This is a genomic window from Streptomyces sp. NPDC001668 (assembly GCF_042893155.1).
Lineage (GTDB): Bacteria > Actinomycetota > Actinomycetes > Streptomycetales > Streptomycetaceae > Streptomyces.
The window spans coordinates 157,801-183,881 of sequence record NZ_JBIAUQ010000020.1 but is presented as its reverse complement, the minus strand read 5'-3'; the positions used below and the strand labels follow the sequence as shown (position 1 = coordinate 183,881).

25 protein-coding genes are annotated in these 26,081 nt (G+C 71.7%); 14 read left to right on the top strand and 11 right to left on the bottom strand.

Features of this window, described 5'->3' with window-relative positions:
* Positions 1 to 211 precede the first annotated feature (211 nt).
* Positions 212 to 1,012 (bottom strand): enoyl-CoA hydratase-related protein, encoded by an 801-nt coding sequence (locus tag ACFYZ8_RS40540; protein WP_359040413.1) that lies wholly within the window; start codon positions 1,010 to 1,012, stop codon positions 212 to 214.
* Positions 1,013 to 1,211: 199 nt separating this feature from the next.
* Between ACFYZ8_RS40540 and ACFYZ8_RS40535 the strand changes: the two genes are divergently transcribed.
* Positions 1,212 to 1,880 (top strand): hypothetical protein, encoded by a 669-nt coding sequence (locus ACFYZ8_RS40535; protein WP_388541251.1) that lies wholly within the window; start codon positions 1,212 to 1,214, stop codon positions 1,878 to 1,880.
* On the opposite strand, the gene ACFYZ8_RS40530 is transcribed toward ACFYZ8_RS40535, so the two are convergent.
* Positions 1,877 to 2,971: an adenylate/guanylate cyclase domain-containing protein gene (locus tag ACFYZ8_RS40530; protein WP_359040409.1), complete on the bottom strand. Its 1,095-nt coding sequence runs from the start codon at positions 2,969 to 2,971 to the stop codon at positions 1,877 to 1,879. The genes ACFYZ8_RS40535 and ACFYZ8_RS40530 overlap by 4 nt on opposite strands.
* 123 nt (positions 2,972 to 3,094) lie before the next feature.
* Positions 3,095 to 3,958: a biotin--[acetyl-CoA-carboxylase] ligase gene (locus ACFYZ8_RS40525; RefSeq protein WP_359040407.1), complete on the bottom strand. Its 864-nt coding sequence runs from the start codon at positions 3,956 to 3,958 to the stop codon at positions 3,095 to 3,097.
* 111 nt (positions 3,959 to 4,069) lie between these two features.
* Between ACFYZ8_RS40525 and ACFYZ8_RS40520 the strand changes: the two genes are divergently transcribed.
* From ACFYZ8_RS40520 to ACFYZ8_RS40505, 4 genes are all read left to right on the top strand, one after another.
* Complete coding sequence (locus ACFYZ8_RS40520; protein ID WP_359040405.1) at positions 4,070 to 5,662, top strand: acyl-CoA carboxylase subunit beta; 1,593 nt, start codon at positions 4,070 to 4,072, stop codon at positions 5,660 to 5,662.
* A gap of 17 nt (positions 5,663 to 5,679) precedes the next feature.
* On the top strand, positions 5,680 to 5,889 hold the full coding sequence (locus ACFYZ8_RS40515; protein ID WP_359040403.1) for an acyl-CoA carboxylase subunit epsilon: 210 nt from the start codon (positions 5,680 to 5,682) through the stop codon (positions 5,887 to 5,889).
* A gap of 109 nt (positions 5,890 to 5,998) precedes the next feature.
* Entirely contained in the window at positions 5,999 to 6,127 is a 129-nt protein-coding gene (gene mmpB / locus ACFYZ8_RS40510; RefSeq protein WP_107405694.1) for a morphogenic membrane protein MmpB, read from the top strand.
* A 19-nt stretch (positions 6,128 to 6,146) separates the two neighbouring features.
* Positions 6,147 to 6,767 (top strand): nucleoside triphosphate pyrophosphatase, encoded by a 621-nt coding sequence (locus ACFYZ8_RS40505; protein ID WP_359040401.1) that lies wholly within the window; start codon positions 6,147 to 6,149, stop codon positions 6,765 to 6,767.
* Between the two features lie 709 nt (positions 6,768 to 7,476).
* On the opposite strand, the gene ACFYZ8_RS40500 is transcribed toward ACFYZ8_RS40505, so the two are convergent.
* Positions 7,477 to 7,998 carry a hypothetical protein gene (locus tag ACFYZ8_RS40500; RefSeq protein WP_359040399.1) on the bottom strand — a complete coding sequence of 174 codons (522 nt, stop codon included), beginning with the start codon at positions 7,996 to 7,998 and terminating at the stop codon, positions 7,477 to 7,479.
* Between the two features lie 363 nt (positions 7,999 to 8,361).
* Between ACFYZ8_RS40500 and ACFYZ8_RS40495 the strand changes: the two genes are divergently transcribed.
* The gene (locus ACFYZ8_RS40495) at positions 8,362 to 10,134 is read left to right on the top strand and encodes an acetyl/propionyl/methylcrotonyl-CoA carboxylase subunit alpha (protein ID WP_388541246.1); all 1,773 of its coding nucleotides are present in this window, start codon (positions 8,362 to 8,364) and stop codon (positions 10,132 to 10,134) included.
* Between the two features lie 106 nt (positions 10,135 to 10,240).
* Here ACFYZ8_RS40495 and ACFYZ8_RS40490 read toward each other — a convergent pair whose 3' ends face one another.
* The 4 genes from ACFYZ8_RS40490 to ACFYZ8_RS40475 form a co-directional block, all read right to left on the bottom strand.
* Positions 10,241 to 10,939: a hypothetical protein gene (locus tag ACFYZ8_RS40490; RefSeq protein ID WP_388541244.1), complete on the bottom strand. Its 699-nt coding sequence runs from the start codon at positions 10,937 to 10,939 to the stop codon at positions 10,241 to 10,243.
* 80 nt (positions 10,940 to 11,019) lie between these two features.
* Positions 11,020 to 12,039: a helix-turn-helix transcriptional regulator gene (locus tag ACFYZ8_RS40485; RefSeq protein WP_388541242.1), complete on the bottom strand. Its 1,020-nt coding sequence runs from the start codon at positions 12,037 to 12,039 to the stop codon at positions 11,020 to 11,022.
* Positions 12,040 to 12,739: 700 nt separating this feature from the next.
* Positions 12,740 to 13,702 (bottom strand): DeoR/GlpR family DNA-binding transcription regulator, encoded by a 963-nt coding sequence (locus ACFYZ8_RS40480; protein ID WP_359040391.1) that lies wholly within the window; start codon positions 13,700 to 13,702, stop codon positions 12,740 to 12,742.
* A gap of 166 nt (positions 13,703 to 13,868) precedes the next feature.
* Entirely contained in the window at positions 13,869 to 15,317 is a 1,449-nt protein-coding gene (locus ACFYZ8_RS40475; protein WP_359040389.1) for an NAD(P)H-quinone dehydrogenase, read from the bottom strand.
* A gap of 96 nt (positions 15,318 to 15,413) precedes the next feature.
* On the opposite strand from ACFYZ8_RS40475, the gene ACFYZ8_RS40470 reads away from it, so the two are divergent.
* From ACFYZ8_RS40470 to ACFYZ8_RS40460, 3 genes are all read left to right on the top strand, one after another.
* Positions 15,414 to 15,851, top strand: a complete 438-nt coding sequence (locus ACFYZ8_RS40470; protein WP_266521562.1) for a gamma-glutamylcyclotransferase — start codon at positions 15,414 to 15,416, stop codon at positions 15,849 to 15,851.
* A gap of 113 nt (positions 15,852 to 15,964) precedes the next feature.
* The gene (locus tag ACFYZ8_RS40465) at positions 15,965 to 16,789 is read left to right on the top strand and encodes a purine-nucleoside phosphorylase (RefSeq protein WP_359040386.1); all 825 of its coding nucleotides are present in this window, start codon (positions 15,965 to 15,967) and stop codon (positions 16,787 to 16,789) included.
* Positions 16,790 to 17,316: 527 nt separating this feature from the next.
* Positions 17,317 to 18,954, top strand: a complete 1,638-nt coding sequence (locus ACFYZ8_RS40460; RefSeq protein WP_388541237.1) for a phospho-sugar mutase — start codon at positions 17,317 to 17,319, stop codon at positions 18,952 to 18,954.
* A gap of 283 nt (positions 18,955 to 19,237) precedes the next feature.
* Here the strand turns inward: ACFYZ8_RS40460 and ACFYZ8_RS40455 are convergent, their stop codons facing one another.
* Positions 19,238 to 19,909, bottom strand: coding sequence for a PH domain-containing protein (locus ACFYZ8_RS40455; protein WP_359040603.1), 672 nt, complete (start codon positions 19,907 to 19,909; stop codon positions 19,238 to 19,240).
* A 162-nt stretch (positions 19,910 to 20,071) separates the two neighbouring features.
* Here ACFYZ8_RS40455 and deoC point away from each other — a divergent pair, with 162 nt between their 5' ends.
* From deoC to ACFYZ8_RS40440, 3 genes are read left to right on the top strand one after another with little or no spacing between them, the layout of a single operon-like run.
* Positions 20,072 to 21,031 carry a deoxyribose-phosphate aldolase gene (gene deoC, locus ACFYZ8_RS40450; protein WP_359040607.1) on the top strand — a complete coding sequence of 320 codons (960 nt, stop codon included), beginning with the start codon at positions 20,072 to 20,074 and terminating at the stop codon, positions 21,029 to 21,031.
* A gap of 5 nt (positions 21,032 to 21,036) precedes the next feature.
* Complete coding sequence (locus ACFYZ8_RS40445; RefSeq protein WP_359040601.1) at positions 21,037 to 22,488, top strand: aldehyde dehydrogenase family protein; 1,452 nt, start codon at positions 21,037 to 21,039, stop codon at positions 22,486 to 22,488.
* On the top strand, positions 22,478 to 23,380 hold the full coding sequence (locus ACFYZ8_RS40440; RefSeq protein WP_388541233.1) for an aldehyde dehydrogenase family protein: 903 nt from the start codon (positions 22,478 to 22,480) through the stop codon (positions 23,378 to 23,380). The genes ACFYZ8_RS40445 and ACFYZ8_RS40440 overlap by 11 nt, the downstream gene beginning before the upstream one ends.
* Before the next feature lie 62 nt (positions 23,381 to 23,442).
* Here ACFYZ8_RS40440 and ACFYZ8_RS40435 read toward each other — a convergent pair whose 3' ends face one another.
* Positions 23,443 to 23,838 carry a hypothetical protein gene (locus ACFYZ8_RS40435; protein WP_359039626.1) on the bottom strand — a complete coding sequence of 132 codons (396 nt, stop codon included), beginning with the start codon at positions 23,836 to 23,838 and terminating at the stop codon, positions 23,443 to 23,445.
* A 60-nt stretch (positions 23,839 to 23,898) separates the two neighbouring features.
* Between ACFYZ8_RS40435 and ACFYZ8_RS40430 the strand changes: the two genes are divergently transcribed.
* Positions 23,899 to 24,603, top strand: coding sequence for a uridine kinase (locus ACFYZ8_RS40430; RefSeq protein ID WP_359039624.1), 705 nt, complete (start codon positions 23,899 to 23,901; stop codon positions 24,601 to 24,603).
* A 62-nt stretch (positions 24,604 to 24,665) separates the two neighbouring features.
* Positions 24,666 to 24,989 (top strand): DUF6281 family protein, encoded by a 324-nt coding sequence (locus tag ACFYZ8_RS40425; RefSeq protein ID WP_388541230.1) that lies wholly within the window; start codon positions 24,666 to 24,668, stop codon positions 24,987 to 24,989.
* A gap of 163 nt (positions 24,990 to 25,152) precedes the next feature.
* Here ACFYZ8_RS40425 and ACFYZ8_RS40420 read toward each other — a convergent pair whose 3' ends face one another.
* Positions 25,153 to 25,896 carry a SigE family RNA polymerase sigma factor gene (locus ACFYZ8_RS40420; protein ID WP_359039620.1) on the bottom strand — a complete coding sequence of 248 codons (744 nt, stop codon included), beginning with the start codon at positions 25,894 to 25,896 and terminating at the stop codon, positions 25,153 to 25,155.
* Positions 25,897 to 26,081 lie beyond the last annotated feature (185 nt).

Below are 26,081 nucleotides of genomic sequence, written 5' to 3'. Positions count from 1 at the left end.
GGGCGGGCTCCTGTACCCGCCCAATTTGTAGGGCCCCGCCCCCCCGCCCCGCGCCCGCACCCCCCCCACCCCGGCCCCGACCCACCCACCGAACAGAACGCGCTACACACGCCCCCACCGGACCCGCAGCTGCGCCGCAGGCATCTCAGGGGCGCGGGGAACTGCGCAAAACGCCCGCCCCCACCAAGCCGCACCCACATACATACGCGCACTACCGCCCAGGCCACCGCGGCGCCCGCCGCTCATTGAACGCCGCCACCCCCTCCGCCCGGTCCCCGGAGAACGCCACCGTCCGCCACGCCGCGTCCTCCACCTCCAGCCCGGCCCGCAGATCAAGCCCCTGCCCCAGCCGCAGCGCCCGCTTCGCCGCCCGCAACCCCACCGGCGAGTTCGCGGCGATCCGAGCCGCCAGCGACAACGCAGAGTCCCGGTCCTCCCCGGCGTCCACCAGCTGATCCACCAGCCCCAGCCGGTACGCCTCCTCCGCCTCCACCCGCCGCGCGCTGAAGATCAGCTCCGCGGCCCGCGCCGCCCCCACCCGCCGGGGCAGCAACTGCGTCCCCCCACCCCCGGGGATCACCCCCACCGACACCTCCGGCAACCCCACCACCGCCGTACGGTCCGCCACGATCAGGTCGCACGACAGCGCCAGCTCGAAGCCCCCGCCCAACGCGAACCCGTGCACCGCGGCGATCGTCGGCACAGGCAGCTCCAGCACCCCCGTGTACGCCCCCCGAGCCACCGGCCGCTGCCGCAGCAGCTCCGCGTCGCTGAAGGAGTTCCGTTCCTTCAGATCGGCCCCCACACAGAAGGCCCGCTCATGCGTGGAGGTGACCACGACCACCCGCACCCCCTCGTCACCCCCCAGCGAGGCGCAGGCGGCGGCGACGGACCGCGCCATCTCCGTGGAGACCGCGTTCATCGCCTTGGGCCGGTCGAGAACCAGCTCGGCGACATGCCCCTCCTCATGCCACCGCACCAGCACGAACTCCCCGAACCGCTCCTCACCCATGACACCCTCCCGGTTAACGCGGGTTAACAAGAACGCTCCGATCATCGCAGCCCCGCCCCCACCGCGAAAGGTTCCCGCCGACCCGCCCGACACCCCGTTCGAGTGACATCCCGCCCAACTCCTCCCCGACCGCCCACGGCAGCGCATAACGTGCGCCCCGCCACGGCGCACAGGGGGCGCAGGCACCAGGGGAGGAACCATGACGGCGACGATGACGACAACAGGCATGGCGGAGGACGGCGGCACCCGCCTGTTCGCACCGCGTGGCCGGCACCGCAAGCCCCGCCCCCGCAAGGTCCTGCTCGCCGCGGGCGGCCTCGCCCTGGCCGCCGGCGCCCTGAGCCTCGTACGGCTGACCCCCGACGCCGGACTGGGCGGCTACGGCGCGACGGAGCCGGACCCCCAGGCCGCCCCCGGCACGGACACGGGCGACATCACCACCGGCACCGGCACCGGCACCGACACCGGCGCGGACCGAGCGGCGAACGCCGCCGCGACCGTGGGCTCCGTCCCGCAGGCGAGCCCGTCCGCGACCACGGCGATGGGCGGGATCTCCACGACCACGACCGCGACCCCCGCACCGGGTACCTCCCGGGCCCCGGCAGGATCCGCGACCGCCGTACCCCTGCCCCTCGCGGCGGCCCCCACGACGATCCCGGACACACCGAACTCACCGAACACACCGGCCCCGGCCCCGACACCCACGGCGCAGACCACGCACCGCGCACCCGCCACGACCGCCGCCCCACGACCCGCGCCGACCACACCCCCACCCGCGCCCACGCCCCAGCCCACGCACTCGACCCGGCCCGCACCCGGCCTGTGCGTGCCGATCATCGGCCTGTGCGTGCAGCAGCAGCGCGGCTAGGAGGGGGACACGTCCCTGCGGGTCAGCAGCCAGGGCTCGACGACGCCGAGTCCTCGCACCGGCCGCTGCCACATCGGCTGGAGCGCGAAACGGTACGTCGGCGGCTCCTCGCCCTCCTTCTCGGCGGTGGCCGCGGCCTCCGCCGCCTCGGCCTCGGAGGCGGGCGCCTCCCCGGTGCGGATCAGCTCCTCGGCGAAGGCGCTGTCGACGAGGACGGCGTCACGGGGAGCTATCGACGTCAGCCGGGAGGCGAGGTTCACCGTCGTACCGAAGACATCACCCATACGGGTGGTCACCGTGCCGAAGGCGATGCCGACGCGAAGCTCGGGCATGGTCTCGTCGTTCGCCATGGTCTCGATCAGGCGCAGCGCGATCTCGGCGGCCACGGCGGCGTCGTCGGCCGCGTACAGCACCTCGTCGCCGAGCGTCTTGATGAGCCGCCCGCCCCGGGCCGCCACAAGGTCCGCGGCGGTGGTCTCGAAGGCCTCGACGAGCTCGCCGAGCTCCTCCTCCTCCATACGGCGGGTCAGCCGCGTGAACCCGACGAGGTCGGCGAAGCCGACGCACAGCCGCCGGTCGACCATCTCCTCGTCGTCGGCGGCCTGCACCACCCGCCCCGCCGAGGCCGAGAGCTGGCGGCGCCAGACGTAGACGAGGAACTCCTCCAGCTCGGGCAGGAGCAGCTCGATGATCGGGTACGTCACCTCGGTGCGGGTCATGCCCGGCTCCGGGGGATCGGTCAGGCCCTCCAGGAAGGAGTCGATCTGCCACTCGGCGAGCCGGGCGGTGGTCTGCCCGGTGGACCGCGCCACCTGTACGGCCATGGCCTCGCTCAGCAGCCCCGCCTCGACGAGACCGGCGAGCCGGCGCAGCGCGAGGACGTCCGCCTCGGTGAACGCCTTGGCCTGGCCGACGTCGGCGAACCCCATCGCCCGCCAGAAGCGGGTGGCCAGCTCCATGGAGACGCCGGCGGTGCGGGCCGCCTGAAAGGGGGTGTAGCGCCGCTCGGCGCCGAGGATGAGCTGTTCGAGACGCACGGCGAGCGGGTGCGGGGTCGCGTCCGCGCCGGAGCCCGTGTCGTCTGCGGTCACGCCTGCTGCCCTTCCGATCTGTCACGGTCAGGTATCGACCGGCCTCAACTGTACGGCAGGTGTGGGTTAGCTCACTCCCGAGGCGGGGTGGCCGATGTCTTCGGGTCCAAGAGGCAGGTCCCTCTACGCCGGTCGCAGGTGCACGATGTCTCCCGCACCCACCGGTTCCTGTACGCCCTCCTCCGTCGCGATCACCAAGCGGCCGTCGCCGTCCACCGCCACCGCCTCCCCCACCAGTGACCGGTCTCCCGGCAGCTCGGCCCGTACCGTTCTTCCCAGCGTCGCGCACCCCGCCGCGTACGTCTCCTGGAGTCCGCTCACGGTCGGGTCACCGGCCGCCGCGCGCCAGCGGTCGTACCACTCCTCCAGGGAGCGCAGAACGGCCCGCAACAAGGGGTCACGGTCGGTGCTCACGGCTCCGGCCAGCGCCAGCGACCCCGCCCCCGGTACCGGCAGCTCGTCCTCCCGCAGGGTGACGTTGATGCCCACGCCCACCACGACGCCGCCCTCGCCCGCCCGCTCCGCGAGGATTCCGCCCGCCTTGCGTTCCTCGCCGCCCACGGTCACCAGGAGGTCGTTGGGCCACTTGAGGGCCGTGTCCACGCCGGCGGACCGGGACAGGCCGGTGGCCACCGCGACGCCGGTGAGCAGCGGCAGCCACCCCCAGCGGGCGACCGGCACGTCCCCGGGTGTCAGCAGGACGGAGAAGAAGAGGCCCGAGCGCGGCGGTGCCGTCCACCGGCGGTCCAGGCGGCCGCGCCCGGCGCTCTGCTCCTCGGCGACGAGGACCGCGCCCTCGGCCGCCTTGCCCGCTGCGGCGCGGGCCACCAGGTCGGAGTTGGTGGAACCGGTCGCGGCCACCACCTCGATCCCGGACCACAGCCCGCCCTCCCGCACCAGCCCGCGGCGCAGCGCGGCGGCGTTGAGGGGCGGCCGGTCGAGGTCCGACCAACGGCTGTCGTCTCCTGAAGCATCTCGCGGCGTCATGCAAGCCACCCTAGGTGTGTGAAACGCCGCACTGCTGATTCGTAGGGGCACCACTACTCTACGGATGAGTAACCGTCCCCCCTTTTGAGCAGGCAGGGAGCCGCGAGACCGATGTCCGAGCCGGAAGAGATCGACATCCACACCACCGCGGGCAAGCTCGCGGATCTCCAGCGTCGTATTGACGAGGCGACGCACGCCGGCTCCGAACGTGCCGTCGAGAAGCAGCACGCCAAGGGCAAGCTGACGGCCCGTGAGCGCATCGAACTCCTCCTCGACGAGGGCTCCTTCGTCGAACTGGACGAGTTCGCCCGGCACCGCTCCACCAACTTCGGCCTGGAGAACAACCGGCCCTACGGCGACGGTGTCGTCACCGGGTACGGCACGGTCGACGGCCGCCCCGTCGCCGTGTTCTCCCAGGACTTCACCGTCTTCGGCGGGGCGCTGGGCGAGGTCTACGGCCAGAAGATCGTCAAGGTGATGGACTTCGCGCTGAAGACCGGCTGCCCGGTCATCGGCATCAACGACTCGGGCGGCGCCCGTATCCAGGAAGGGGTCGCCTCCCTCGGGGCGTACGGCGAGATCTTCCGCCGCAACACCCACGCCAGCGGTGTCATCCCGCAGATCAGCCTGGTCGTCGGGCCCTGCGCGGGCGGTGCCGTGTACTCCCCGGCGATCACCGACTTCACGGTCATGGTCGACCAGACCTCGCACATGTTCATCACCGGCCCCGACGTCATCAAGACGGTCACCGGCGAGGACGTCGGCTTCGAGGAGCTGGGCGGCGCCCGCACCCACAACTCGGTGTCCGGCGTGGCCCACCACATGGCCGGGGACGAGAAGGACGCCGTCGAGTACGTCAAGCAGCTGCTGTCGTACCTGCCGTCCAACAACCTGTCCGAGCCGCCGGTCTACCCGGAGGAGGCGGACCTCGCGGTCACCGACGAGGACCGCGAGCTGGACACGCTCGTCCCGGACAGCGCGAACCAGCCGTACGACATGCACACGGTGATCGAGCACATCCTGGACGACGCCGAGTTCTTCGAGACGCAGCCGCTGTTCGCGCCGAACATCCTCACCGGCTACGGCCGCGTCGAGGGCCACCCGGTGGGCATCGTCGCCAACCAGCCGATGCAGTTCGCCGGCTGCCTCGACATCACCGCGTCCGAGAAGGCGGCCCGCTTCGTCCGCACCTGCGACGCCTTCAACATCCCGGTGATCACCTTCGTGGACGTCCCGGGCTTCCTGCCGGGCGTCGACCAGGAGCACGACGGCATCATCCGCCGCGGCGCCAAGCTCATCTACGCCTACGCCGAGGCCACCGTCCCCCTCATCACGGTGATCACCCGCAAGGCCTTCGGCGGCGCCTACGACGTCATGGGCTCCAAGCACCTCGGCGCGGACATCAACCTCGCCTGGCCCACCGCCCAGATCGCCGTCATGGGCGCCCAGGGCGCGGTCAACATCCTGCACCGCCGCACGATCGCGGAGGCGGAGGCCGCCGGGGACGTGGAGGCGACCCGGGCCCGGCTGATCCAGGAGTACGAGGACGCGCTCCTCAACCCCTACATCGCTGCCGAGCGCGGCTACATCGACTCCGTGATCATGCCGTCGGACACCCGCCGCCATGTGGTCCGGGGTCTGCGCCAGCTCCGTACCAAGCGCGAGTCCCTGCCTCCGAAGAAGCACGGCAACATCCCCCTCTAGCCCTGCCGGGAGCCGTCATGAACATCAAGGTCGTACGGGGAAACCCCACCCCGGAGGAGCTCGCCGCCGCCCTGGCGGTGGTCCGGGCCCGCGCCGCGGCGGCGACGGAAACGCCGTCCGGCGCGGAGGAGCCGAAGGCCGCGTGGTCCGACCCGTCCCGCATCGCGGGGCACCGCCTGCCCAAGCCGGGTCCGACGGCATGGACCCGCACCTACTGGCCGGGGTAACCGAATCGTCCTGGGGGCGCGGGGAACCGCGCACCTGGCTACAACTCAGGGCGCGTTTTGAGTACCCGTACTCAGGCGCCCTCCCCCGCCCAAGCCCCACGCTGGTGGCATGCTGTGGTCCGACCCCGAAAACGAACCGCCGAAGGAACTGCGCGACATGCAGGACATGCTTCGGCGACTGAGCATCTTCCTGGCCCTGGCCATGGTGCTCGCGATGATCGTGATCGGGCTGCGCTGACCGGCACTAGGCTGACCGCATGACCGATCAGCCGCGCCGCCGACTCGTCCTCGCCTCCCAGTCCCCCGCCCGGCTGGGCCTGCTGCGCCAGGCCGGACTCACCCCCGAGGTGCTTGTCAGCGGGGTCGACGAGGACGCCGTCTCCGCCCCCACCCCCGCCGAACTGGCCCTCGCCCTCGCCGAGGCGAAGGCCTCCGTCGTGGCCGCGAAGCCCGAGGTCAAGGGTGCGCTGGTGATCGGCTGCGACTCGGTGCTCGACCTGGACGGCGAGGCGCTGGGCAAGCCGGCCGACGCCGAGGAGGCGACGGCCCGCTGGAAGGCCATGCGCGGACGCGCGGGCACCCTGCAGACCGGCCACTGCGTCTACGACACGACGAGCGGCCGGTACGTCTCCGCGGTCGCCTCCACCGTCGTCCGCTTCGGCGAGCCGACCGACGAGGAGATCGCCGCGTACGTCGCCTCCGGCGAACCTCTCTATGTGGCGGGGGCGTTCACCCTGGACGGCCGTTCGGCCCCCTTCATCGAGGGCATCGACGGCGACCACGGCAACGTGATCGGCCTCAGCCTGCCTCTGCTGCGCCGACTGCTGGCAGAACTGGGCGTAGGCATCACGGACTTGTGGGCACCGCCAAAGCCCTGACCGACGACCCGCCGGCCTCCCCGGGCCCCCGGGCCCTCGGAGCCACCCGGACCTTTCACGTCCCGAGGCCGCCGCGACGAGAAATTGCGGGCGCCGCCGGAAGCGCGAGCGCCGAGCCGTGCGACCTCCCGGAGCCCCCGCGCCCCCTCGGCACCCTCAGCCTCCCCCGGGGCCACCCGGACCTTTCACGTCCCGAGGCTGCCGCGACGGGAAATTGCGGGCGCCGCCGGAAGCGCGGGCGGCGAGCCATCGGCTCCCGGGGACCCCTCGGCACCCCGGGGACCCCTCGGCACCCTCAGCCTCCTCGGGGCCCTGGAGCCACCCGGACCCTTTCACGTCCCGAGGCCGCCGCGACGAGAAATTGCGGGCGCCGCCGGAAGCGCGAGCAGCGAGCCGTGCGACCTCCCGGCGCCCCCGCGCCCCCTCGGCACCCTCAGCCTCCCCGGGGCCGCCCGGACCCTCTCGCGCCCTGGGGCCCTGCCGCGCGGGAAGTTGCGGGCGCCGCCGGAAGCGCGAGCGGCGAGCCCCCAGGCTTCCCGGGACCACCTCCGCATCCCGGGGACCCCGGGCCCCTCAGGCCCGCCCGGGCCCTTCGTGTCCTGGGGCCCCGCCGCCGGGCCCCCGCCGTCCGCCGCAGGTCACCAGCACCAGCACCAGCACCAGCACCGACCGCTACCGCACAGACCCCCGGCTCAACCGGACGCTGGCATCACGGACTTGTGGGCGCCGCCCCCGGCGCGAGCGGCGAGCCGTCGGTCTCCCTGGGACCCGGCTCCTCGGCGCCCTCAGGGCCGCCCGGCGCCTTCGCGTCCTGCGGCGGCCCCGCGGCGGCCGGGCCCCGCTGGCCGTCGTAGGTGACCAGCACCAGCACGATCAGTCCGAGCATCACGAGCATGAAGAGGGACTCGGGCAGGCCGATCAGCGCCCAGGCGACCGCGCCCAGCAGGCCGTGCACCACGGCGGCGCTGATCAGCAGGATCCGGCCGAGCCCGGCGGGCTGCCGGTCGCGCACCGCCACCAGCAGGGCGACCAGCGCGCACAGGGCGAAGTAGAGACCGAAGACGATCCCGCCGATCTTCGAGGACATCGACATCGCGTCCGGGTCCAGGCCGGCCAGCGACATGTTCTGCGCGTCGACGAGGCTGCCCATGATCCAGTTCAGCATCGCCACGCCGACGGCCTCGGCCAGAAGGACGATCGCCACGACCCACGCCACCGGCCTGCGTATCACCGGTCCCCACCCACTTTCGAGCCGTGCTGTTGTTACCCGAAGTACGTTCGGTACAGCGCGAACGCTACTAACGGGTAAACCGCGGGACAAGGGTTCGGCCGGGGGCAAAGAATCATTGGGCCATTCGTAGGGACTCCACAAAGAAACGGAGTGGTCCGCAGCACGCTCTCACAGAGACCTTGACCACAGCGGAGGGCTAGGGTTTCCGGGAGGAGTCCTGCGTACCGTGGTGCGACAAGGGATTTCGCGGGTCGTGCAAGCTCGCATCACGCTCCGTGTGGGGAAGCTCACCACAGGGGACGGGTCGAAGAGCCGTGTCGGCAGTCCCTAAACTCGGCTTGTTTCAAGGAGGGAGCCTCAATCGTGCGCAAGGTGCTCATCGCCAACCGTGGCGAAATCGCTGTCCGCGTGGCCCGGGCCTGCCGGGATGCCGGTATCGCGAGCGTGGCCGTGTACGCCGACCCGGACCGGGACGCTCTGCATGTCCGCGCCGCGGATGAGGCGTTCGCCCTGGGCGGTGACACCCCGGCCACCAGCTACCTGGACATCGGCAAGGTCCTGGGCGCCGCGCGGGAGTCGGGCGCGGACGCCATCCATCCGGGTTACGGCTTCCTCTCCGAGAACGCCGAGTTCGCGCAGGCGGTCCTGGACGCGGGCCTGATCTGGATCGGCCCGCCCCCGCAGGCCATCCGCGACCTGGGTGACAAGGTCGCCGCCCGGCACATCGCCCAGCGCGCCGGTGCCCCCCTGGTGGCCGGCACCTCCGACCCGGTCTCCGGCGCGGACGAGGTCGTGGCCTTCGCCAAGGAGCACGGCCTGCCGATCGCCATCAAGGCCGCCTTCGGCGGTGGCGGCCGCGGTCTGAAGGTCGCCCGCACCCTCGAAGAGGTCCCCGAGCTGTACGACTCCGCGGTGCGCGAGGCGGTGGCCGCCTTCGGCCGCGGCGAGTGCTTCGTCGAGCGCTACCTGGACCGCCCCCGGCACGTGGAGACCCAGTGCCTGGCCGACAAGCACGGCAACGTGGTCGTCGTCTCCACCCGTGACTGCTCCCTCCAGCGCCGCCACCAGAAGCTGGTCGAGGAGGCGCCTGCGCCCTTCCTCTCCGAGGAGCAGGTCGCCGAGCTGTACCGCGCGTCCAAGGCCATCCTGAAGGAGGCCTCCTACGAGGGCGCCGGCACCTGCGAGTTCCTCGTCGGCCAGGACGGCACCATCTCCTTCCTCGAGGTCAACACCCGCCTCCAGGTCGAGCACCCGGTCACCGAGGAGGTCGCCGGCATCGACCTGGTGCGCGAGATGTTCCGCATCGCCGACGGCGAGGAACTGGGCTACGGCGACCCCGAACTGCGCGGCCACTCCTTCGAGTTCCGCATCAACGGCGAGGACCCGGGCCGTAACTTCCTGCCCGCCCCCGGCACGGTCACCAAGTTCGAGGCGCCCTCCGGCCCCGGCGTGCGCCTGGACGCGGGTGTGGAGTCCGGCTCGGTCATCGGCCCGGCCTGGGACTCCCTGCTGGCCAAGCTGATCGTCACCGGCGCCACCCGCGAGCAGGCCCTCCAGCGCGCCGCCCGCGCCCTGGAGGAGTTCCAGGTCGAGGGCATGGCCACCGCCATCCCGTTCCACCGCGCGGTCGTCAAGGACCCGGCGTTCGCCCCCGAACTGACCGGCTCCAGCGACCCGTTCACGGTCCACACCCGCTGGATCGAGACCGAGTTCGTCAATGACATCAAGCCCTTCGCGGCCCCGGCCGACACCGAGGCCGAGGACGACGCGGGCCGCGAGACGATCGTCGTCGAGGTCGGCGGCAAGCGCCTGGAGGTCTCCCTCCCGGTCTCCCTCGGCATGTCCCTGGCCCGCACCGGCCTCGCCGCGGGCGCCAAGCCCAAGCGCCGGGCGGCCAAGAAGTCCGGCCCCGTCGCCTCCGGTGACACCCTCGCCTCCCCGATGCAGGGCACGATCGTCAAGATCGCCGTCGAGGAGGGCCAGGAGGTCAAGGAGGGCGACCTCGTCGTCGTCCTCGAGGCGATGAAGATGGAGCAGCCGCTCAACGCGCACAAGGCCGGCACCATCAAGGGCCTGTCCCTGGAGGTCGGCGCGTCCATCACCTCGGGCGCGGCGATCTGCGAGATCAAGGACTGATCGCACCTCGTACGCCCTGTGCCGTCACGGCATCCCGAGGCGCCCCGCGGACCGGAGCAGTCGGTCCGCGGGGCGTCTCGCTTCCCCGTCCCCCGAGACGGTGGTTTCAGGCGGTCCGCGCCCAGCCGGTGCCGTGGCGGACGAGGGCGAGACCGGCCAGGGCGAAGCCGGCGGCCGCCATGACGAAGGACAGCGCGGTCAGGGGCGCGATGCCGATCACCCATCCGGCGACGTTCAGCGGCATGGAAAGGATCAGCAGCCAGGCGGCCCAGGCCGGGACCACGCGGCCGCGCAGCAGGGCGACGCCGAGCAGGATCGCGCCGACGACGTGGGCGGCGACGAAGTAGAGGATCGGGCCGTTCACCACGGCGAGTTCGTCGACGCCGTCCGCGATGCGCACCAGGGAGTCCTGGCCGACGCCCTTCTCGTAGGCCCCGAGCGCGACGACGTCCAGGTTCGGGGTGGCGTTGATCGCGGTCAGCCCGGTGCCGAAGAGGACCGAGCCCCACAGGCCCAGCCGGGGCGAGCGGGACACGGCCAGCAGCGCCACGCCGACCAGGCCCGGCAGGAACAGCACGGTGCCCACCGTCCACAGCCACACGGACAGTTCCGCGGCTCCCTGGTGCGCGGCGATGTCCCGGGCGATCTCCTTGCTGGAGGCGTCCGTGTCGTAGGGCGCCAGGAGGCCGGCCGCCGCGAACATCAGCGGGCCGAGGGCGGCCGCGATCGCGGCGAGGAGGCGGGCGGTGCCGGGTGTGGCGCCTTCGGCCGCGGACGTGGGCGTACGTGACGGTGTGGTGGTCATGAGACTCCCCCTTGGCGGTCTGCCCCCGAGCGGAGCGCCTTCCGCCAGTGAAGCGGCACGGGGTGCCTGATGACCATCCGTCAATTCTGAGGGGGTCGCGACATGTCGTGTCGGTCCGTGAGCAGGCCGAGGTCACGGCCGCGGCGGAGCAGGGCGGCGGTGTGGCCGGCCTCCAGCTTGCGGTGCAGGGAGGCGATGTAGCCGCGCACGGTCGTGGGGGACAGCCGCATCAGACGTGCCGTCTCCGTCGGCGTACGGCCGTCATGGAGGTGGACGAGGGTGCGGTGCTCCTGCTCGGTGACGCCGAACAGCCGGGCCACGGCGCGGGCGCGGGACAGGTCGTGGAGGAGGAGCAGGGCGGGAAGCCCGGGGGCGGCGGGCAGGTACCGGACCTCGATGTGGCGGGCGGTGAAGGAGACTTCGGCGGTGAGGCGGGGGTCGTCGCGCAGGGCGGTGAGGAGTTCGGCGGCGACGGCGTTGAGGGGGCGGGGCGGGCCGGGGCCGTCGACGCTCGCGACTCCGCACGCGTGGTCTCCGGCGAGGCGCAGGGCGGCGGCGGAGAGGTCGAGGAGCCGCTGACGTTCGGCCAACTGGGTCTCCGCGGCGTTGAGTTGGAGCTGCGCCAGTGCGAGCAGATCGCGTTCGCGGGGGGTGAAGTCGCTGCTGGAGCGGACCAGTCCGTAGCCCTCGACGGCGGTCGCGGTGTCCGAGCCCGCGGCCGCGACGAGGTGGTGGCGCAGTCCGAAGGGGCGGAAGTCGAGGTTGTAGCAGTGGGTGCGCTGCCACTGGCGGTCACCGGCGACGTCGCTGACGCGCCAGGCGCCGGGGGTGAGGGTGTCCAGCATCAGGTCGGTGAGGGGGTGGTCCAGGGGATGGTCGTAGATCACCATCGGGTCGGCGTGGAAGGAGTCCGCGGGCACGTTGAGCACGAACACCCCGCGCCCGTCGAGCGGCAGCCGGTACCGCTGCCCGGCGTCGGCGGGCACGAGCTCCATCACCGCGGTCAGGGCCCGCTCCCACAGCTCCTCCGGCCGGGTGGCGTCCGCCAGTTCCCGCCCCAGCTCCACCACACGACGCGCGTCCGCCCCACTGATCTCCATGCCACGCTCCCGGCGCTGCTCTCGCCAGAGATTTCCCTTTGGGGGCTTTGACTCCCCCTTGAGAAGAACCTACGACTTCCAGCCGCTACGGGAAGCGTCCCGCCTGTTTGGCCGGGGTCGGACGGAGGACCGACGGGGGCGCGCGGAGGGTGAGTTGAGCCGGGGAGGCTTGCGGCGGGGCTGGGTGTCTGGACGGAGCACGGGGGCTGCGACTGCGGCGGGCCGTGCCGGTACTTGGCCCCCGCGGGACACGCACCCGGGAGAGGCGGCGATCGTCCGAGCCCCGGCTCAAGTCCGCGTGGAGTACCGGGCCCGAAGGCCAGAGGAGACGTGCCCGAGACGCCAACCGCCGTGGCCCCCACCCCCCGGCCTACGACGGTCGACCTGACGACATGCCGGCGCCCTCCAAACCGGCCGACCCCAGACCGGGTCGCGCCCGCCCACCCACGGCGACCGAGCCCAACGGCCCAGCCCCACACCCTGCGGGGCCACCCTGCCCCCGGCGGTCAAGCCGTACGACAACCCGATGCCCGCGCACCGACCAACCCGAAGGAACCCACGCCCCCGGCGACCGAGCCGTTCCACCACCCCACGCACGGGAGCCGCCCGAAGCAGCCCCGATCGCCCCGCGGAACAACCCCTGCTCCCCGGCTCACCCCACCCCCGAGCCGCCGGAGGCTTCACTCCCGCACAAGAGACCTCAGCGGCGCCGAAGATCCGCCACCCGGGCCCGCTCCGCCCCCGGAGTCGGCTCGCCCAGGACTGTGGCCGTGCGGAGGGAAGGGCCCGCCGACGGGAGCTGGCCGCGGCGGGGACCCGGTACGGGCACGTCCCGGCGCTGTTGCTGCCGCGCCGGGACCTGATCACCCCCCGGCGCTCCCGACGCGCCGGCCACGGCGATCTGCACCCCCTGGTCGGCGAGCGCCTGGAGTTCCGTGCCGGCCCGGTCGTCGTGGGCCGGGGGCTCGTCGGTGACCAGGCGGGTGATGAGGTCCGTCGGCACCGTCTGGAACATCGTGTCGGTGCCGAGCTTGGTGTGGTCGGCGAGGACCACGACCTCCGCGGCGGCCTGCACCAGCGCCCGGTCCACGGACGCCGACAGCATGTTGGACGTGGAGAGACCGCGCTCGGCGGTGAGCCCGCTCCCGGAGAGGAAGGCCCGCGAGACTCTGAGCCCCTGGAGCGACTGTTCCGCCCCCGACCCCACCAGGGCGTAGTTGGAACCGCGCAGGGTGCCGCCGGTCATCACGACCTCCACCCGGTTGGCATGGGCGAGTGCCTGGGCCACCAGCAGGGAATTGGTCACGACGGTCAGTCCCGGAACCCGGGCGAGCCGGCGGGCCAGCTCCTGCGTGGTGGTACCCGCCCCCACCACAATGGCCTCGCCTTCTTCGACGAGACCCGCGGCGAGATCGGCGATGGCCGTCTTCTCGGCGGTCGCGAGATGCGATTTCTGCGGAAAGCCGGACTCCCGCGTGAACCCGCCCGGCAATACCGCACCGCCATGCCGGCGGTCGAGGAGTCCTTCTGCCTCCAGTGCGCGCACGTCCCGCCGTACGGTCACTTCGGAGGTCTGGACGACGCGGGCGAGCTCACGGAGCGACACGGCTCCATTGGCTCGCACCATTTCGAGGATCAATTGGCGACGTTCTGCAGCGAACACGAAACTGACAGTAACGCGGGCGACCGTCTGCTTTCAGCTGTTTGCGCCGAATAGCAGAAGATGTTCGCACAGCAGGACGGGAAGTGGTATAGGGCCTAATCTTCCCGCCTATGCCGCACGAATGGTCGGCAACTCCCTGTGACCAGGCAGGAATCGCTTTCGGCCGTCAGGCCCCGCCGGTCTCCTTGCGCGTGTGCAACTGCCGCGCCACCTCGGCGATCGAGCCCGAAAGGGACGGGTAAACGGTGAACGCGTTCGCGATCTGTTCGACCGTCAGATTGTTGTCGACCGCGATCGAGATGGGATGGATCAGTTCCGAGGCGCGGGGCGCGACGACGACACCGCCGACGACGATCCCGGTGCCCGGCCGGCAGAAGATCTTGACGAAGCCGTCGCGGATGCCCTGCATCTTGGCGCGCGGATTCCTGAGCAACGGCAGCTTCACGGACCGGGCGTCGATCTTCCCGCCGTCCACGTCGGCCTGCGAGTAGCCGACGGTGGCGATCTCGGGGTCGGTGAAGACGTTCGACGAGACCGTCTTGAGGTTGAGCGGGGCCACCGCGTCGCCGAGGAAGTGGTACATGGCGATACGCCCCTGCATGGCGGCGACGGAGGCGAGCGCGAAGACACCCGTCACGTCACCGGCGGCGTACACCCCGGGAGCCGTGGTCCTGGAGACCTTGTCGGTCCAGATGTGCCCGGACTCGCGCAGCTTGACGCCCGCCTCCTCAAGACCCATCCCGGCGCTGTTGGGAATGGCACCGACGGCCATCAGACAGTGCGAGCCGCTGATGACACGGCCATCCGCCAGCGTGACCTCGACCCGGTCCCCGACCCGCTTGGCGGACTGGGCACGGGAACGCGCCATCACGTTCATGCCACGACGACGGAAGACGTCCTCCAGCACCGCGGCCGCGTCCGGGTCCTCCCCGGGCAGCACCCGGTCCCGCGACGAGACGAGCGTCACCTTGGAGCCGAGCGCCTGGTAGGCACCGGCGAACTCGGCACCGGTCACACCGGACCCGACCACGATCAGCTCTTCGGGCAGCTCGGTGAGGTCGTAGACCTGGGTCCAGTTGAGAATCCGCTCCCCGTCGGGCTGCGCGTCGGGCAGCTCACGGGGATGCCCACCGGTGGCGATCAGCACGGCATCCGCGACGAGCGTCTCCTCACTCCCGTCGACGGCCCGCACGACGACCTTGCGGGACCCGTCGAGGGCCTGCATGCCCTCAAGCCGCCCGCGCCCGCGCAGCACCCGCGCACCGGCACGCGTCACGGAGGCGGTGATGTCATGGGACTGGGCGAGAGCGAGCCGCTTCACACGCCGGTTGACCTTCCCCAGATCAACCCCGACCACCCGCGCCGCCTGCTCCAGCGGCGGGGTGTCGTCGGCGACGATGATCCCCAGTTCCTCGTACGACGAATCGAAGGTCGTCATGACCTCGGCCGTAGCGATAAGGGTCTTCGACGGCACGCAGTCGGTCAGCACCGACGCTCCGCCCAGACCGTCGCAGTCGACGACGGTCACCTCCGCGCCGAGCTGGGCGGCCACCAGGGCCGCCTCGTATCCGCCGGGTCCGCCACCGATGATCACGATCCGAGTCACGTACTCCATTGTCCCGCACGACCCGGGGTGCCACGGCCTGGGGGGCACCCCGAGACGCCACTGTTACGGGAGAGACACCGGGGAAGGCTGCCGTACCCTCGACCCATGTCGCTCTACGCCGCCTACGCCGGCAACCTCGACGCGCGGCTGATGACCCGCCGCGCCCCGCACTCGCCGATGCGCGCCACGGGGTGGCTGAACGGGTGGCGGCTGACCTTCGGCGGCGAGCACATGGGCTGGGAGGGAGCCCTGGCGACGATCGTCGAGGACCCCCTCTCCCAGGTGTTCGTGGCGCTCTACGAGATCGCACCCGCCGACGACGAGTCGATGGACCGCTGGGAGGGCGTGGGCCTGGACATCTACCGCCGCACCCGCATCCGGGTCCACACCCTGGAGGGCGAGGAGCAGGCCTGGACCTACGTCCTCAACGGCTACGAGGGCGGCCTCCCCTCCGCCCGCTACCTGGGCGAGGTGGCCGACGCGGCGGAATCGGCGGGCGCACCCCACGACTACGTCATGGAACTGCGCAAGCGCCCCTGCTGATTCACACAGGCCACTCGCCTCACACAGTTGGTTGGAAACGACAAGACAACGATCGCCATCCCGTCAGCTCTGTCATCTACGCGCGTAGGCCCGGACCGGCTACCCTCATCCGCGTGAACGCATCTCTTCTTCCGGACGACATCCAGGGCGACCCCCACGCCGCCGCCGACGCCGCCGCCGCGCGCCTGCGCGAACTGACCGGCGCCGAGACCCACGACGTCGCCCTCGTGATGGGCTCCGGCTGGGCACCGGCCGTGGACGCCCTCGGCGCCCCCGACGCCGAGTTCCAGGTCACCGAGCTGCCCGGCTTCCCGCCGCCGGTGGTGGAGGGACACGGCGGCAAGATCCGCTCGTACAGGATCGGCGACAAGCGGGCCCTGGTCTTCCTCGGCCGCACCCACTACTACGAGGGCCGTGGCGTGGCCGCAGTGGCCCACGGTGTGCGCACCGCGGTCGCGGCCGGCTGCAAGACGATCGTCCTCACCAACGGCTGCGGCGGCCTCCGCGAGGGCATGCGCCCCGGCCAGCCGGTCCTGATCAGCGACCACATCAACCTCACCGCCACGTCCCCGATCATCGGCGCGAACTTCGTCGACCTGACCGACCTCTACTCCCCCCGCCTGCGCGCCCTGTGCAAGGAGATCGACCCCAGCCTGGAGGAGGGCGTCTACGCCCAGTTCCCCGGCCCGCACTACGAGACCCCGGCCGAGATCCGCATGGCCCGCGTCATCGGCGCGGACCTGGTGGGCATGTCGACGGTCCTCGAGGCGATCGCCGCGCGCGAGGCGGGCGCGGAGGTCCTCGGCATCTCCCTGGTCACGAACCTCGCCGCGGGCATGACGGGCGAACCGCTGAACCACGAGGAGGTCCTCCAGGCCGGCCGCGACAGCGCGACCCGGATGGGCTCACTGCTGGCGCAGGTCCTGGGCCGTATCTGAGTACGCGCGGGGCCGCTGCGCTGGGCCTGAGCGGGGCGCCTGAGGGGGTGCCGGGTCCGGTTGTCGAGCGGCTGCGGGTGCGTCGTGGCCGGTCGCGCAGTTCCCCGCGCCCCTAGGGGGGTGCAGTTGGCCTGCGCCACGACGGACCGTTCTCTACGCCTCGCGGGCCCCCTCGGGCCGTTGGCCGCGTACGGCGGGAAGGGGACGGGGTGGGGGGTGTCCGCCCGCAGCGGCCGGCGTCCGTCATCCAGTACATCTCAAGAAACCGAGCCGCCGGACCGAGGACGGATACCCCCCCCCCCCGCCCCCCCCCCCCCCCCCCCCACCACACCCCCCCCCCCCCCCCCCCCCCCCCCCCCCCCCCCCCCCCCGGCCCCGACCCACCCACCGAACAGAACGCGCTACACCCGCCCCCACCGAAGCCGCACAGGCCGCCGCAGGCATTCAGGGGCGCGGGGAACTGCGCAAAACGCCCGCCCCCACCAACCCGCACCCGAACAAGAACCGCCCAACCGCCGGAGGCACCCGTGCACGACGCCCTCATCGCCCGCGCCAGGACCTGGCTCGCCGAGGACCCCGACCCGGACACCCGCGACGAGCTCGCAAGGCTCATCGACACAGCAGACGTCACCGAACTGACCGCCCGCTTCAGCGGCACCCTCCAGTTCGGCACCGCAGGCCTCCGCGGCGAACTCGGCGCAGGGCCGATGCGCATGAACCGCGCGGTCGTCATCCGAGCCGCCGCCGGCCTCGCCGCGTACCTCAAGAAGCAGGGCGGCAGCGGCACCGACGGCCTCGTCGTCATCGGCTACGACGCCCGCCACAAGTCCGAGGACTTCGCGAGGGACACCGCGGCCGTGATGACCGGCGCCGGACTCAAGGCAGCCGTCCTCCCCCGCCCCCTGCCCACCCCCGTCCTGGCGTACGCGATAAGGCACCTCGGCGCGGTCGCCGGCGTGGAGGTCACCGCCAGCCACAACCCGCCCCGCGACAACGGCTACAAGGTCTACCTCGGCGACGGCTCCCAGATCGTCCCGCCCGCGGACGCGGAGATCGCAGCCGAAATCCAGGCGATCACGTCCCTCAACGACGTCCCCCGCCCCGACGCCGGCTGGCAGACCCTCGACGACAGCGTCCTCGACGCCTACCTCGCCCGCACGGACGCCGTACTCGCCAAGAACTCCCCCCGCACCGCCCGCACCGTCTACACCGCGATGCACGGCGTCGGCAAGGACACCCTCCTCGCCGCGTTCGCACGGGCCGGTTTCCCCGCCCCGGACCTCGTCGCGGAACAGGCCGACCCGGACCCCGACTTCCCGACCGTCGCCTTCCCCAACCCGGAAGAACCGGGCGCGATGGACCTCGCCTTCGCGAAGGCGGCCGAGACGGACCCGGACCTGATCATCGCGAACGACCCCGACGCGGACCGTTGCGCGGTGGCCGTCAAGGAAGACAACACCTGGCGCATGCTGAGGGGCGACGAGGTGGGCGCCCTCCTCGCCGCCCACCTGGTGACCCGTGGAGCGCAGGGCACCTTCGCCGAGTCGATCGTCTCCTCCTCCCTCCTCGGCAGGATCGCCGAGAAGGCGGGCCTCCCCTACGAGGAGACCCTCACCGGCTTCAAGTGGATCGCCCGGGTGGAGGGCCTGCGCTACGGCTACGAGGAGGCCCTCGGCTACTGCGTGGACCCCGAGGGCGTACGGGACAAGGACGGCATCACCGCCGCCCTCCTCATCACGGAGCTCGCCTCCGAGCTGAAGGAACAGAACCGCACGCTCCCCGACCTCCTCGACGACCTCGCCGTGGAACACGGTCTGCACGCCACGGACCAGCTCTCGGTCCGCGTGGAGGACCTGTCGGTGATCGCCCGGGCGATGAAGCAGCTGCGCGAACACCCCCCGACGGAGCTCGCGGGCCTGCCCATCACCAAGGCGGAGGACCTCACCCAGGGCACGGACACGCTCCCGCCCACCGACGGCCTGCGCTACACCCTCACCGGCGCCCGGGTCATCGTCCGCCCGAGCGGCACCGAGCCGAAGCTGAAGTGCTACCTGGAGGTGGTGGTCCCGGTGGCCACCCACGCGGACCTCCCGACGGCCCGCACCAAGGCCACCGACCTGCTGACCGCGATCAAGCGCGACCTGTCGGCGGCGGCAGGCATCTAAGCGCGTCGCGCGTCGGCGGCAAGGTGTGGCGCCACCCCTCCGTTCCTCCGGCGGGCCGAACGGGAGGGGCAGCGCCACACAGGGAAAAAACCGGAAACCTGTCCGGGGAACGGCTTGCTCGCTTCGCGGCCTTGGCCTTGAGGTTGGCGATCTGCTGGCGCAGCTGGTTCGTGTCGCAGGTGACGGAGGCCTTGGCCGACACCACGCCACGGTCCGCCGACGTGGCGGAGTGAGCGGGTACCGACGTGAGGAAGAAGCCTCCGACGACGGCCGCGGAAACGCGTCAGCCCACCGCCGCCAGGATCACCAGCAGCACCGCCCCGGCCACCGCGGGCCCCACGATCTCGTAGGCCCACCGCACGGAGACCTCCCCCTGCGAGGTCTTCGCCTCCCCCCGCGCCTCCAGCAGCTCGCGCAGCTCGTCGATGATCTTGTCGGTCTCGGCGCGGGTGGGCCCCTCCGGGACCGGGGTACGGCCGCCGAAGACGTCCGCCTGCATTCCGCCGCCCAACAGGCCGAGACCCCGGCCGGCACCGCGGCCGTCGGAGGGCCGGGCCGCCTGCCGTGCCGTCTGCCGGGCGGCCTTCTTGCGGCCGCGCAGGGAGACCGGGATCGCCCAGAGCTGGTACTTGCCGCCCGCCTTGACCACCACCTCGTTGGAGTAGGCGGAGCGGAGCGTCGCGACCTCGCCCCACGGCACGACGATCACGCGGAAGGGGTTGCGGATGCGCAGGCGGTCGTTGTTGGCGAAGACGGCCGGGCGCAGGGTGAAGGCGACCACCAGCGGTACGAGGAGGATCAGGGCGGCGAGGGCCAGCCACGGCGTGCGGCCGGTGCCGGAGACGACGGCGTCGATGCCGAGCCAGCCGATGATGACGAGGAGGAGGGAGCCGCCGATCAGTGCCATGGGTGAGCGGTAGATGCGGTCCCTGGACTCGGGGGGTGCGGTCGTCATGGGGCCGATCCTAAGCGCCGTCCGCGCCGGTGCTGAGGTGCGGGCGGTGCGGGTGCTTTCGGAGTGCCTCCGGAACGCCTTCGGAACACCTTCCGAAGGCGTTCGGAACCGTTCTCCGGGGTGTACAGCCGCTACGCGCGTAGATATGCTCGTCTGGTGACCATGCCCACCACTGCATCAGCCGCACACCCGCTCACGGACGTGACCGCGTCCGACAGCACGCTGCGCCGGTTCCTTCACGGGCTGCCCGGCGTGGACGCGGTCGGCCTGGAGGCGCGTGCCGCCTCTCTCGGTACCCGTTCCATCAAGACCACCGCGAAGGCGTACGCCATCGACCTCGCCATCTCGATGGTCGACCTGACGACGCTGGAAGGCGCGGACACCCCGGGCAAGGTCCGGGCGCTCGGCGCCAAGGCGGTCCGCCCCGACCCGACCGACCGGACGACCCCCGCCGCGGCCGCCGTCTGCGTCTATCCCGACATGGTGGCCGTCGCCAAGGAGGCCGTCGCCGGTTCCGGCGTGAAGGTCGCCTCGGTCGCCACCGCCTTCCCGGCCGGCCGCGCCGCCCTCGACGTGAAGCTGGCCGACGTGCGCGACGCCGTGGCCGCCGGCGCCGACGAGGTCGACATGGTCATCGACCGCGGGGCGTTCCTCGCGGGCCGGTACCTGAAGGTGTACGACGAGATCGTCGCCGTGCGCGAGGTCTGCGGCACGGACGCCCGGCTCAAGGTCATCTTCGAGACCGGCGAGCTGTCGACGTACGACAACATCCGCCGCGCGAGCTGGCTCGGCATGCTGGCGGGCGCGGACTTCATCAAGACGTCGACGGGCAAGGTCGCGGTCAACGCCACTCCCGCGAACACCCTCCTCATGCTGGAGGCCGTGCGCGACTTCCGCGCCCAGACCGGCGTCCAGGTGGGCGTGAAGCCGGCCGGCGGTATCCGCACGTCCAAGGACGCGATCAAGTTTCTCGTGCTGGTCAACGAGACCGTCGGCGAGGACTGGCTGGACAACCACTGGTTCCGCTTCGGCGCCTCCTCGCTCCTGAACGATCTGCTGATGCAGCGTCAGAAGCTGGCCACCGGCCGCTACTCCGGCCCCGACTACGTGACGGTGGACTGATCACCATGGCACCTGCATCTGCATCCGCATTCGAGTACGCACCCGCCCCCGAGTCCCGCTCGGTCGTCGACATCGCCCCCTCCTACGGCCTGTTCATCGACGGCGAGTTCGTGGAAGCGGCCGACGGCAAGGTCTTCAAGACCGTCTCGCCGTCCACGGAAGAGGTCCTGTCCGAGATCGCCCAGGCGGGCGAGGCGGACGTCGACCGCGCGGTGGGGGCCGCCCGCAAGGCCTTCGAGAAGTGGTCGGCGCTGCCCGGCTCCGAGCGCGCCAAGTACCTGTTCCGCATCGCCCGGATCATCCAGGAGCGCAGCCGCGAGCTCGCCGTCCTGGAGACCCTGGACAACGGCAAGCCCATCAAGGAGACCCGCGACGCCGACCTCCCCCTGGTCGCCGCGCACTTCTTCTACTACGCGGGCTGGGCCGACAAGCTGGAGCACGCGGGATTCGGCGCGAGCCCGAAGCCCCTCGGTGTCGCGGGCCAGGTCATCCCCTGGAACTTCCCGCTCCTGATGCTGGCGTGGAAGATCGCGCCCGCACTCGCCACCGGCAACACGGTCGTGCTGAAGCCCGCCGAGACGACCCCGCTCTCCGCGCTCTTCTTCGCGGACGTCTGCCGCCAGGCCGGCCTGCCCAGGGGTGTCGTCAACATCCTCCCGGGCTACGGCGACACGGGCGCCGCGCTCGTCGCACACCCGGACGTCGACAAGGTGGCCTTCACCGGCTCGACGGCCGTCGGCAAGGAGATCGCGCGCACGGTCGCCGGCACCCGCAAGAAGCTCACCCTCGAACTGGGCGGCAAGGGCGCCAACATCGTCTTCGACGACGCCCCCATCGACCAGGCCGTCGAGGGGATCGTCAACGGCATCTTCTTCAACCAGGGCCAGGTCTGCTGCGCGGGCTCCCGCCTCCTCGTCCAGGAGTCGATCCAGGACGAGCTCCTTGACTCGCTCAAGCGCCGCCTGTCCACGCTGCGCCTCGGCGACCCGCTCGACAAGAACACCGACATCGGCGCGATCAACTCCGCCGAGCAGCTCTCGCGGATCACCTCGCTCGTCGAGAAGGGCGCGGCCGAGGGCGCCGAGCCCTGGTCCCCGGAGTGCGAACTCCCGTCCTCCGGCTACTGGTTCGCCCCGACGCTCTTCACGAACGTCACCCAGGCGCACACCATCGCGAGGGACGAGATCTTCGGCCCGGTGCTGTCGGTCCTCACCTTCCGCACTCCGGACGAGGCCGTCGCCAAGGCCAACAACACCCAGTACGGCCTCTCGGCGGGCATCTGGACCGAGAAGGGTTCGCGGATCCTGGCGGTGGCGAACAAACTCCGGGCCGGGGTCGTCTGGTCCAACACGTTCAACAAGTTCGATCCGACCTCGCCGTTCGGCGGGTACAAGGAGTCGGGCTTCGGCCGCGAGGGCGGCCGCCACGGCCTGGAGGCATACCTCGATGTCCGATAAGTCCGAGCAGCAGCGTCTGTCCGTCTTCAAGACCTACAAGCTGTACGTCGGCGGGAAGTTCCCGCGTTCCGAGAGCGGCCGGGTGTACGAGGTGACCGACGCAAAGGGCAAGTGGCTGGCGAACGCGCCGCAGTCGAGCCGCAAGGACGCCCGTGACGCGGTCGTGGCCGCGCGCAAGGCGTTCGGCGGCTGGGCCGGCGCGACGGCGTACAACCGCGGCCAGGTCCTCTACCGCGTCGCGGAGATGCTGGAGGGCCGCAGGGCGCAGTTCGTCCACGAGGTGGCCGACGCCGAGGGCCTGTCGAAGTCCAAGGCGGCCGAGCAGGTCGAGGCCACGATCGACCGCTGGGTCTGGTACGCGGGCTGGACCGACAAGATCGCCCAGGTCGTGGGCGGCGGCAACCCGGTCGCGGGCCCCTACTTCAACCTGTCCTCCCCCGAACCGACGGGCGTGGTGGCCGTCCTGGCCCCGCAGGAGTCGTCGTTCCTGGGCCTGGTCTCGGTGCTGGCCCCGGTCATCGCGACGGGCAACACGGCGGTCGTGGTGGCGAGCGAGAGGTCCCCGCTCCCGGCGCTCTCGCTCGGCGAGGTCCTGGCCACCTCCGACGTCCCCGGAGGCGTGGTCAACGTCCTCTCGGGCCGTACGGCGGAGATCGCGGCCCCCCTCGCCTCCCACCAGGACGTCAACGCGATCGACCTGGCGGGCGCGGACGAGATCCTCGCGAAGGAACTGGAGATCGCGGCGGCGGACAACCTGAAGCGGGTCCTGCGTCCACAGCCTGTGGACGACTGGTCGGCGACGCCGGGCATCGACCGCCTGACGGCGTTCCTGGAGACGAAGACGGTCTGGCACCCGACGGGATCGCTGGGCGCGTCCGGGTCGGCGTACTGAGCCCCTGAAGCCGGAGAGCCGCGCTTCCCTCCGTCCGGTGGGAAGCGCGGCTCTCCGCCGTGTCAGTTGCTCAGCAGTCCCGCCACCTGCCCCACCACCGGCATGCTCCCGATCGACTGCGCCTGCGCGACCGGCCCGGTCACTGCCTGCGACGTCAGCGGCTGGAAATCCGCCAGCTGGGTCCCCAGACCGTTGTCCAGCGGGTCCACACCTGTCCCCGCCAGCGGGTTCGGCTTGAGACCGGCGACCGGGCCGGTGACGTACCCGACCGTGCCGGTGAGGGACCGGAGGCCGGCCTGCGGGTCGATGTTGCCGAGCGAGGTGGGCCGGGTGTGCAGCACGTCGACGAGCGGCTCGGAGTCCGCGGCGGCCGCCCCGGCGCCTGCGCCGAGAGCGACACCCGCGGCGGCGAGAGCGGTGAGGGTGCGCTGGGCGGTCGGGTTCGCGTGTCGGGCCATCGTTTCTGACACCTTTTCCGTGCACTGGGTAAGCATGTCGACACGAAGGGTAGTTGACGTGTGACGCACGCTTCAAAGCCAACCCGCGGGGTCGATGAACAGCGGGTGAATGCCGCACACTGGTGTCCCGTGAGTTCCCAACCGCCCATACCGACGCGAGTCGTGCTGCTCTGCGGCCCCTCCGGCTCCGGCAAGTCCCTTCTCTCGGCCCGTTCCGGTCTTCCGGTCCTCAGGCTCGACGACTTCTACAAGGAGGGCGACGACCCGACACTGCCGCTGGTGGCGGGGAGCTCCGACATCGACTGGGACCACCCCGGATCCTGGGACGCGGACACCGCGGTGACGGCGATCGTCGAACTGTGCCGCACCGGCCGTACGAAGATCCCGGTCTACGACATCTCGCTGAGCGCCCGCACCGGCGAGGAGGCGGTCGAGATGGGCCGGACCCCGCTGTTCATCGCGGAGGGCATCTTCGCCGCCGAGATCGTCACCCGCTGCCGGGAGCTCGGTGTGCTGGCCGACGCGCTGTGCCTGAGCCGGGGCCCGGTGCGCACCTTCCGCCGCCGGTTCCTGCGGGATCTGCGCGAGGGCCGCAAGTCCGTGCCGTTCCTGCTGCGCCGGGGCTGGCGGCTGATGCGCCTGGAGCGCTCGATCGTCGCCCGCCAGACCGCGCTGGGCGCCCACCCGTGCGACAAGGACGAGGCCCTCGGCCGCCTTGCCGCCGCGGCGGCGGGCCGCCGCCCGGCGGCGACTCCGGCGGCCTGAACGCGAACGGCGCCTTCTCCGTCGTAGGACCGGAAGACACGGTCCCTGCGGAAAGGAAGCCGATGACGACGGCACGGCTGGTCATGACGGTGGCGATGCTGACGGTGGCTCTCGGCTGCTCGTCGGGCGGCGAGGTCGCGGGCTCCTGCGCGGGGGTGGTGACGTACGAGAACCGCGACTATCTGCCCACCCAGGACGAGGACTTCACCGTCGGCGAGCGCCTGGGCACCGCCCGCGTCGCGGAATGCGACGACACCCCGGACGATCCCGGGGGCGCCGTTCCCGAAGGCGCGGCCGACGCGTACCTCGTCGAGGGCAGGGACCCCGCCGAGGCCATCGCCGTCGGTGACACGCCGGCCGGGACGACGCTCATGACGGCCGGCTGACCGCAGACACGAAAGCGGGACTGGACGGACCCCCCGGCCCTCCAGTCCCGCTTCCTGGTGCTTCCCCGTGCGATTCCCCGTTGATCCCCCCACGGGTACCGGCCCCCCAGCCGGTACCCCTGGTCCCCCGTTCCCCCCCCGTTTCCTTGCTTCCCCCCAACCCTCAGGCCACGAGCTCCCCGAAGGCGTTCTCCTCGTCACGGCCGAAGCTGAGGACCTCGTCCTCGCGCAGGCGGCGCAGGGACCGCCAGATGCTGGACTTCACCGTGCCGACACTGATGTCGAGGATCTCCGCGATCTCCGGGTCGGTGCGGCCCTCGTAGTACCGGAGGACCAGCATCGTGCGCTGGAGTTCGGGGAGCCGGGCGAGCGCCTGCCACAGGACCGCGCGCAGTTCCGTGCCGCGCATCGCGTCCGTGTCGCCGGGCGTCTCCGGCAGCTCCTCGGTCGGGTATTCGTTCAGCTTGCGGCGGCGCCACGCGCTGATGTGCAGGTTGGTCATGGTGCGGCGGAGGTAGCCCCCGACCGCGGCCTTGTCGCTGATCCGGTCCCAGGCCTTGTACGTCGAGAACAGCGCGCTCTGCAGCAGGTCCTCGGCCTCGAAGCGGTCACCGGTCAGGTGGTAGGCGGTGGCGTACAGGGAGGCGCGGCGCTCCTGGACGTAGGCGGTGAACTCCGCCTCCGACAGCGAGTGCCGTTCCCCCGTGTCCTCCCTGTACGACGATCCCCCGTGCGATTCCCCCGTGCTGGTGTCAACCACCGACATGTACCCGGTGTGCTGACGCCCGGTGCCGCGAGCGCACCCCCGCCCGCTCACGGCACCGGACTCCTTGGAACCCCGGCCCCCGTTCACGTCGTGCAGCCGAGTGATCACTGCGCTGGTGCTGATGCTGTGCAGCGTGTTCATCTCGCGCCCCCCGTCGTGGACTTCCGGTGTTCGGTCCGCTCGGGCGGTGCTGCCCTGCCCGATGCCGAAAAGCTTGCCCTCGCACCTTCATGGCCGTGTCCGCCGACTGTCACAGACCTGTCACAGGGGCCCGTCCCAGGAATTGCACAGCGGACCCACGGATGGACGCCGTATGGACTGCGTGT

Coding starts and splice junctions, on each gene's coding strand:
- ACFYZ8_RS40420 (WP_359039620.1), bottom strand. CDS start 25,896: ATGAACACGCTGCACAGCATCAGCACCAGCGCAGTGATCACTCGGCTG.
- mmpB (WP_107405694.1), top strand. CDS start 5,999: ATGCTGTGGTCCGACCCCGAAAACGAACCGCCGAAGGAACTGCGCGAC.
- ACFYZ8_RS40440 (WP_388541233.1), top strand. CDS start 22,478: ATGTCCGATAAGTCCGAGCAGCAGCGTCTGTCCGTCTTCAAGACCTAC.
- ACFYZ8_RS40435 (WP_359039626.1), bottom strand. CDS start 23,838: ATGGCCCGACACGCGAACCCGACCGCCCAGCGCACCCTCACCGCTCTC.
- ACFYZ8_RS40505 (WP_359040401.1), top strand. CDS start 6,147: ATGACCGATCAGCCGCGCCGCCGACTCGTCCTCGCCTCCCAGTCCCCC.
- ACFYZ8_RS40455 (WP_359040603.1), bottom strand. CDS start 19,909: ATGACGACCGCACCCCCCGAGTCCAGGGACCGCATCTACCGCTCACCC.
- ACFYZ8_RS40490 (WP_388541244.1), bottom strand. CDS start 10,939: ATGACCACCACACCGTCACGTACGCCCACGTCCGCGGCCGAAGGCGCC.
- ACFYZ8_RS40445 (WP_359040601.1), top strand. CDS start 21,037: ATGGCACCTGCATCTGCATCCGCATTCGAGTACGCACCCGCCCCCGAG.
- ACFYZ8_RS40485 (WP_388541242.1), bottom strand. CDS start 12,039: ATGGAGATCAGTGGGGCGGACGCGCGTCGTGTGGTGGAGCTGGGGCGG.
- ACFYZ8_RS40540 (WP_359040413.1), bottom strand. CDS start 1,012: ATGGGTGAGGAGCGGTTCGGGGAGTTCGTGCTGGTGCGGTGGCATGAG.
- ACFYZ8_RS40535 (WP_388541251.1), top strand. CDS start 1,212: ATGACGGCGACGATGACGACAACAGGCATGGCGGAGGACGGCGGCACC.
- deoC (WP_359040607.1), top strand. CDS start 20,072: ATGCCCACCACTGCATCAGCCGCACACCCGCTCACGGACGTGACCGCG.
- ACFYZ8_RS40475 (WP_359040389.1), bottom strand. CDS start 15,317: ATGGAGTACGTGACTCGGATCGTGATCATCGGTGGCGGACCCGGCGGA.
- ACFYZ8_RS40425 (WP_388541230.1), top strand. CDS start 24,666: ATGACGACGGCACGGCTGGTCATGACGGTGGCGATGCTGACGGTGGCT.
- ACFYZ8_RS40470 (WP_266521562.1), top strand. CDS start 15,414: ATGTCGCTCTACGCCGCCTACGCCGGCAACCTCGACGCGCGGCTGATG.
- ACFYZ8_RS40515 (WP_359040403.1), top strand. CDS start 5,680: ATGAACATCAAGGTCGTACGGGGAAACCCCACCCCGGAGGAGCTCGCC.
- ACFYZ8_RS40525 (WP_359040407.1), bottom strand. CDS start 3,958: ATGACGCCGCGAGATGCTTCAGGAGACGACAGCCGTTGGTCGGACCTC.
- ACFYZ8_RS40520 (WP_359040405.1), top strand. CDS start 4,070: ATGTCCGAGCCGGAAGAGATCGACATCCACACCACCGCGGGCAAGCTC.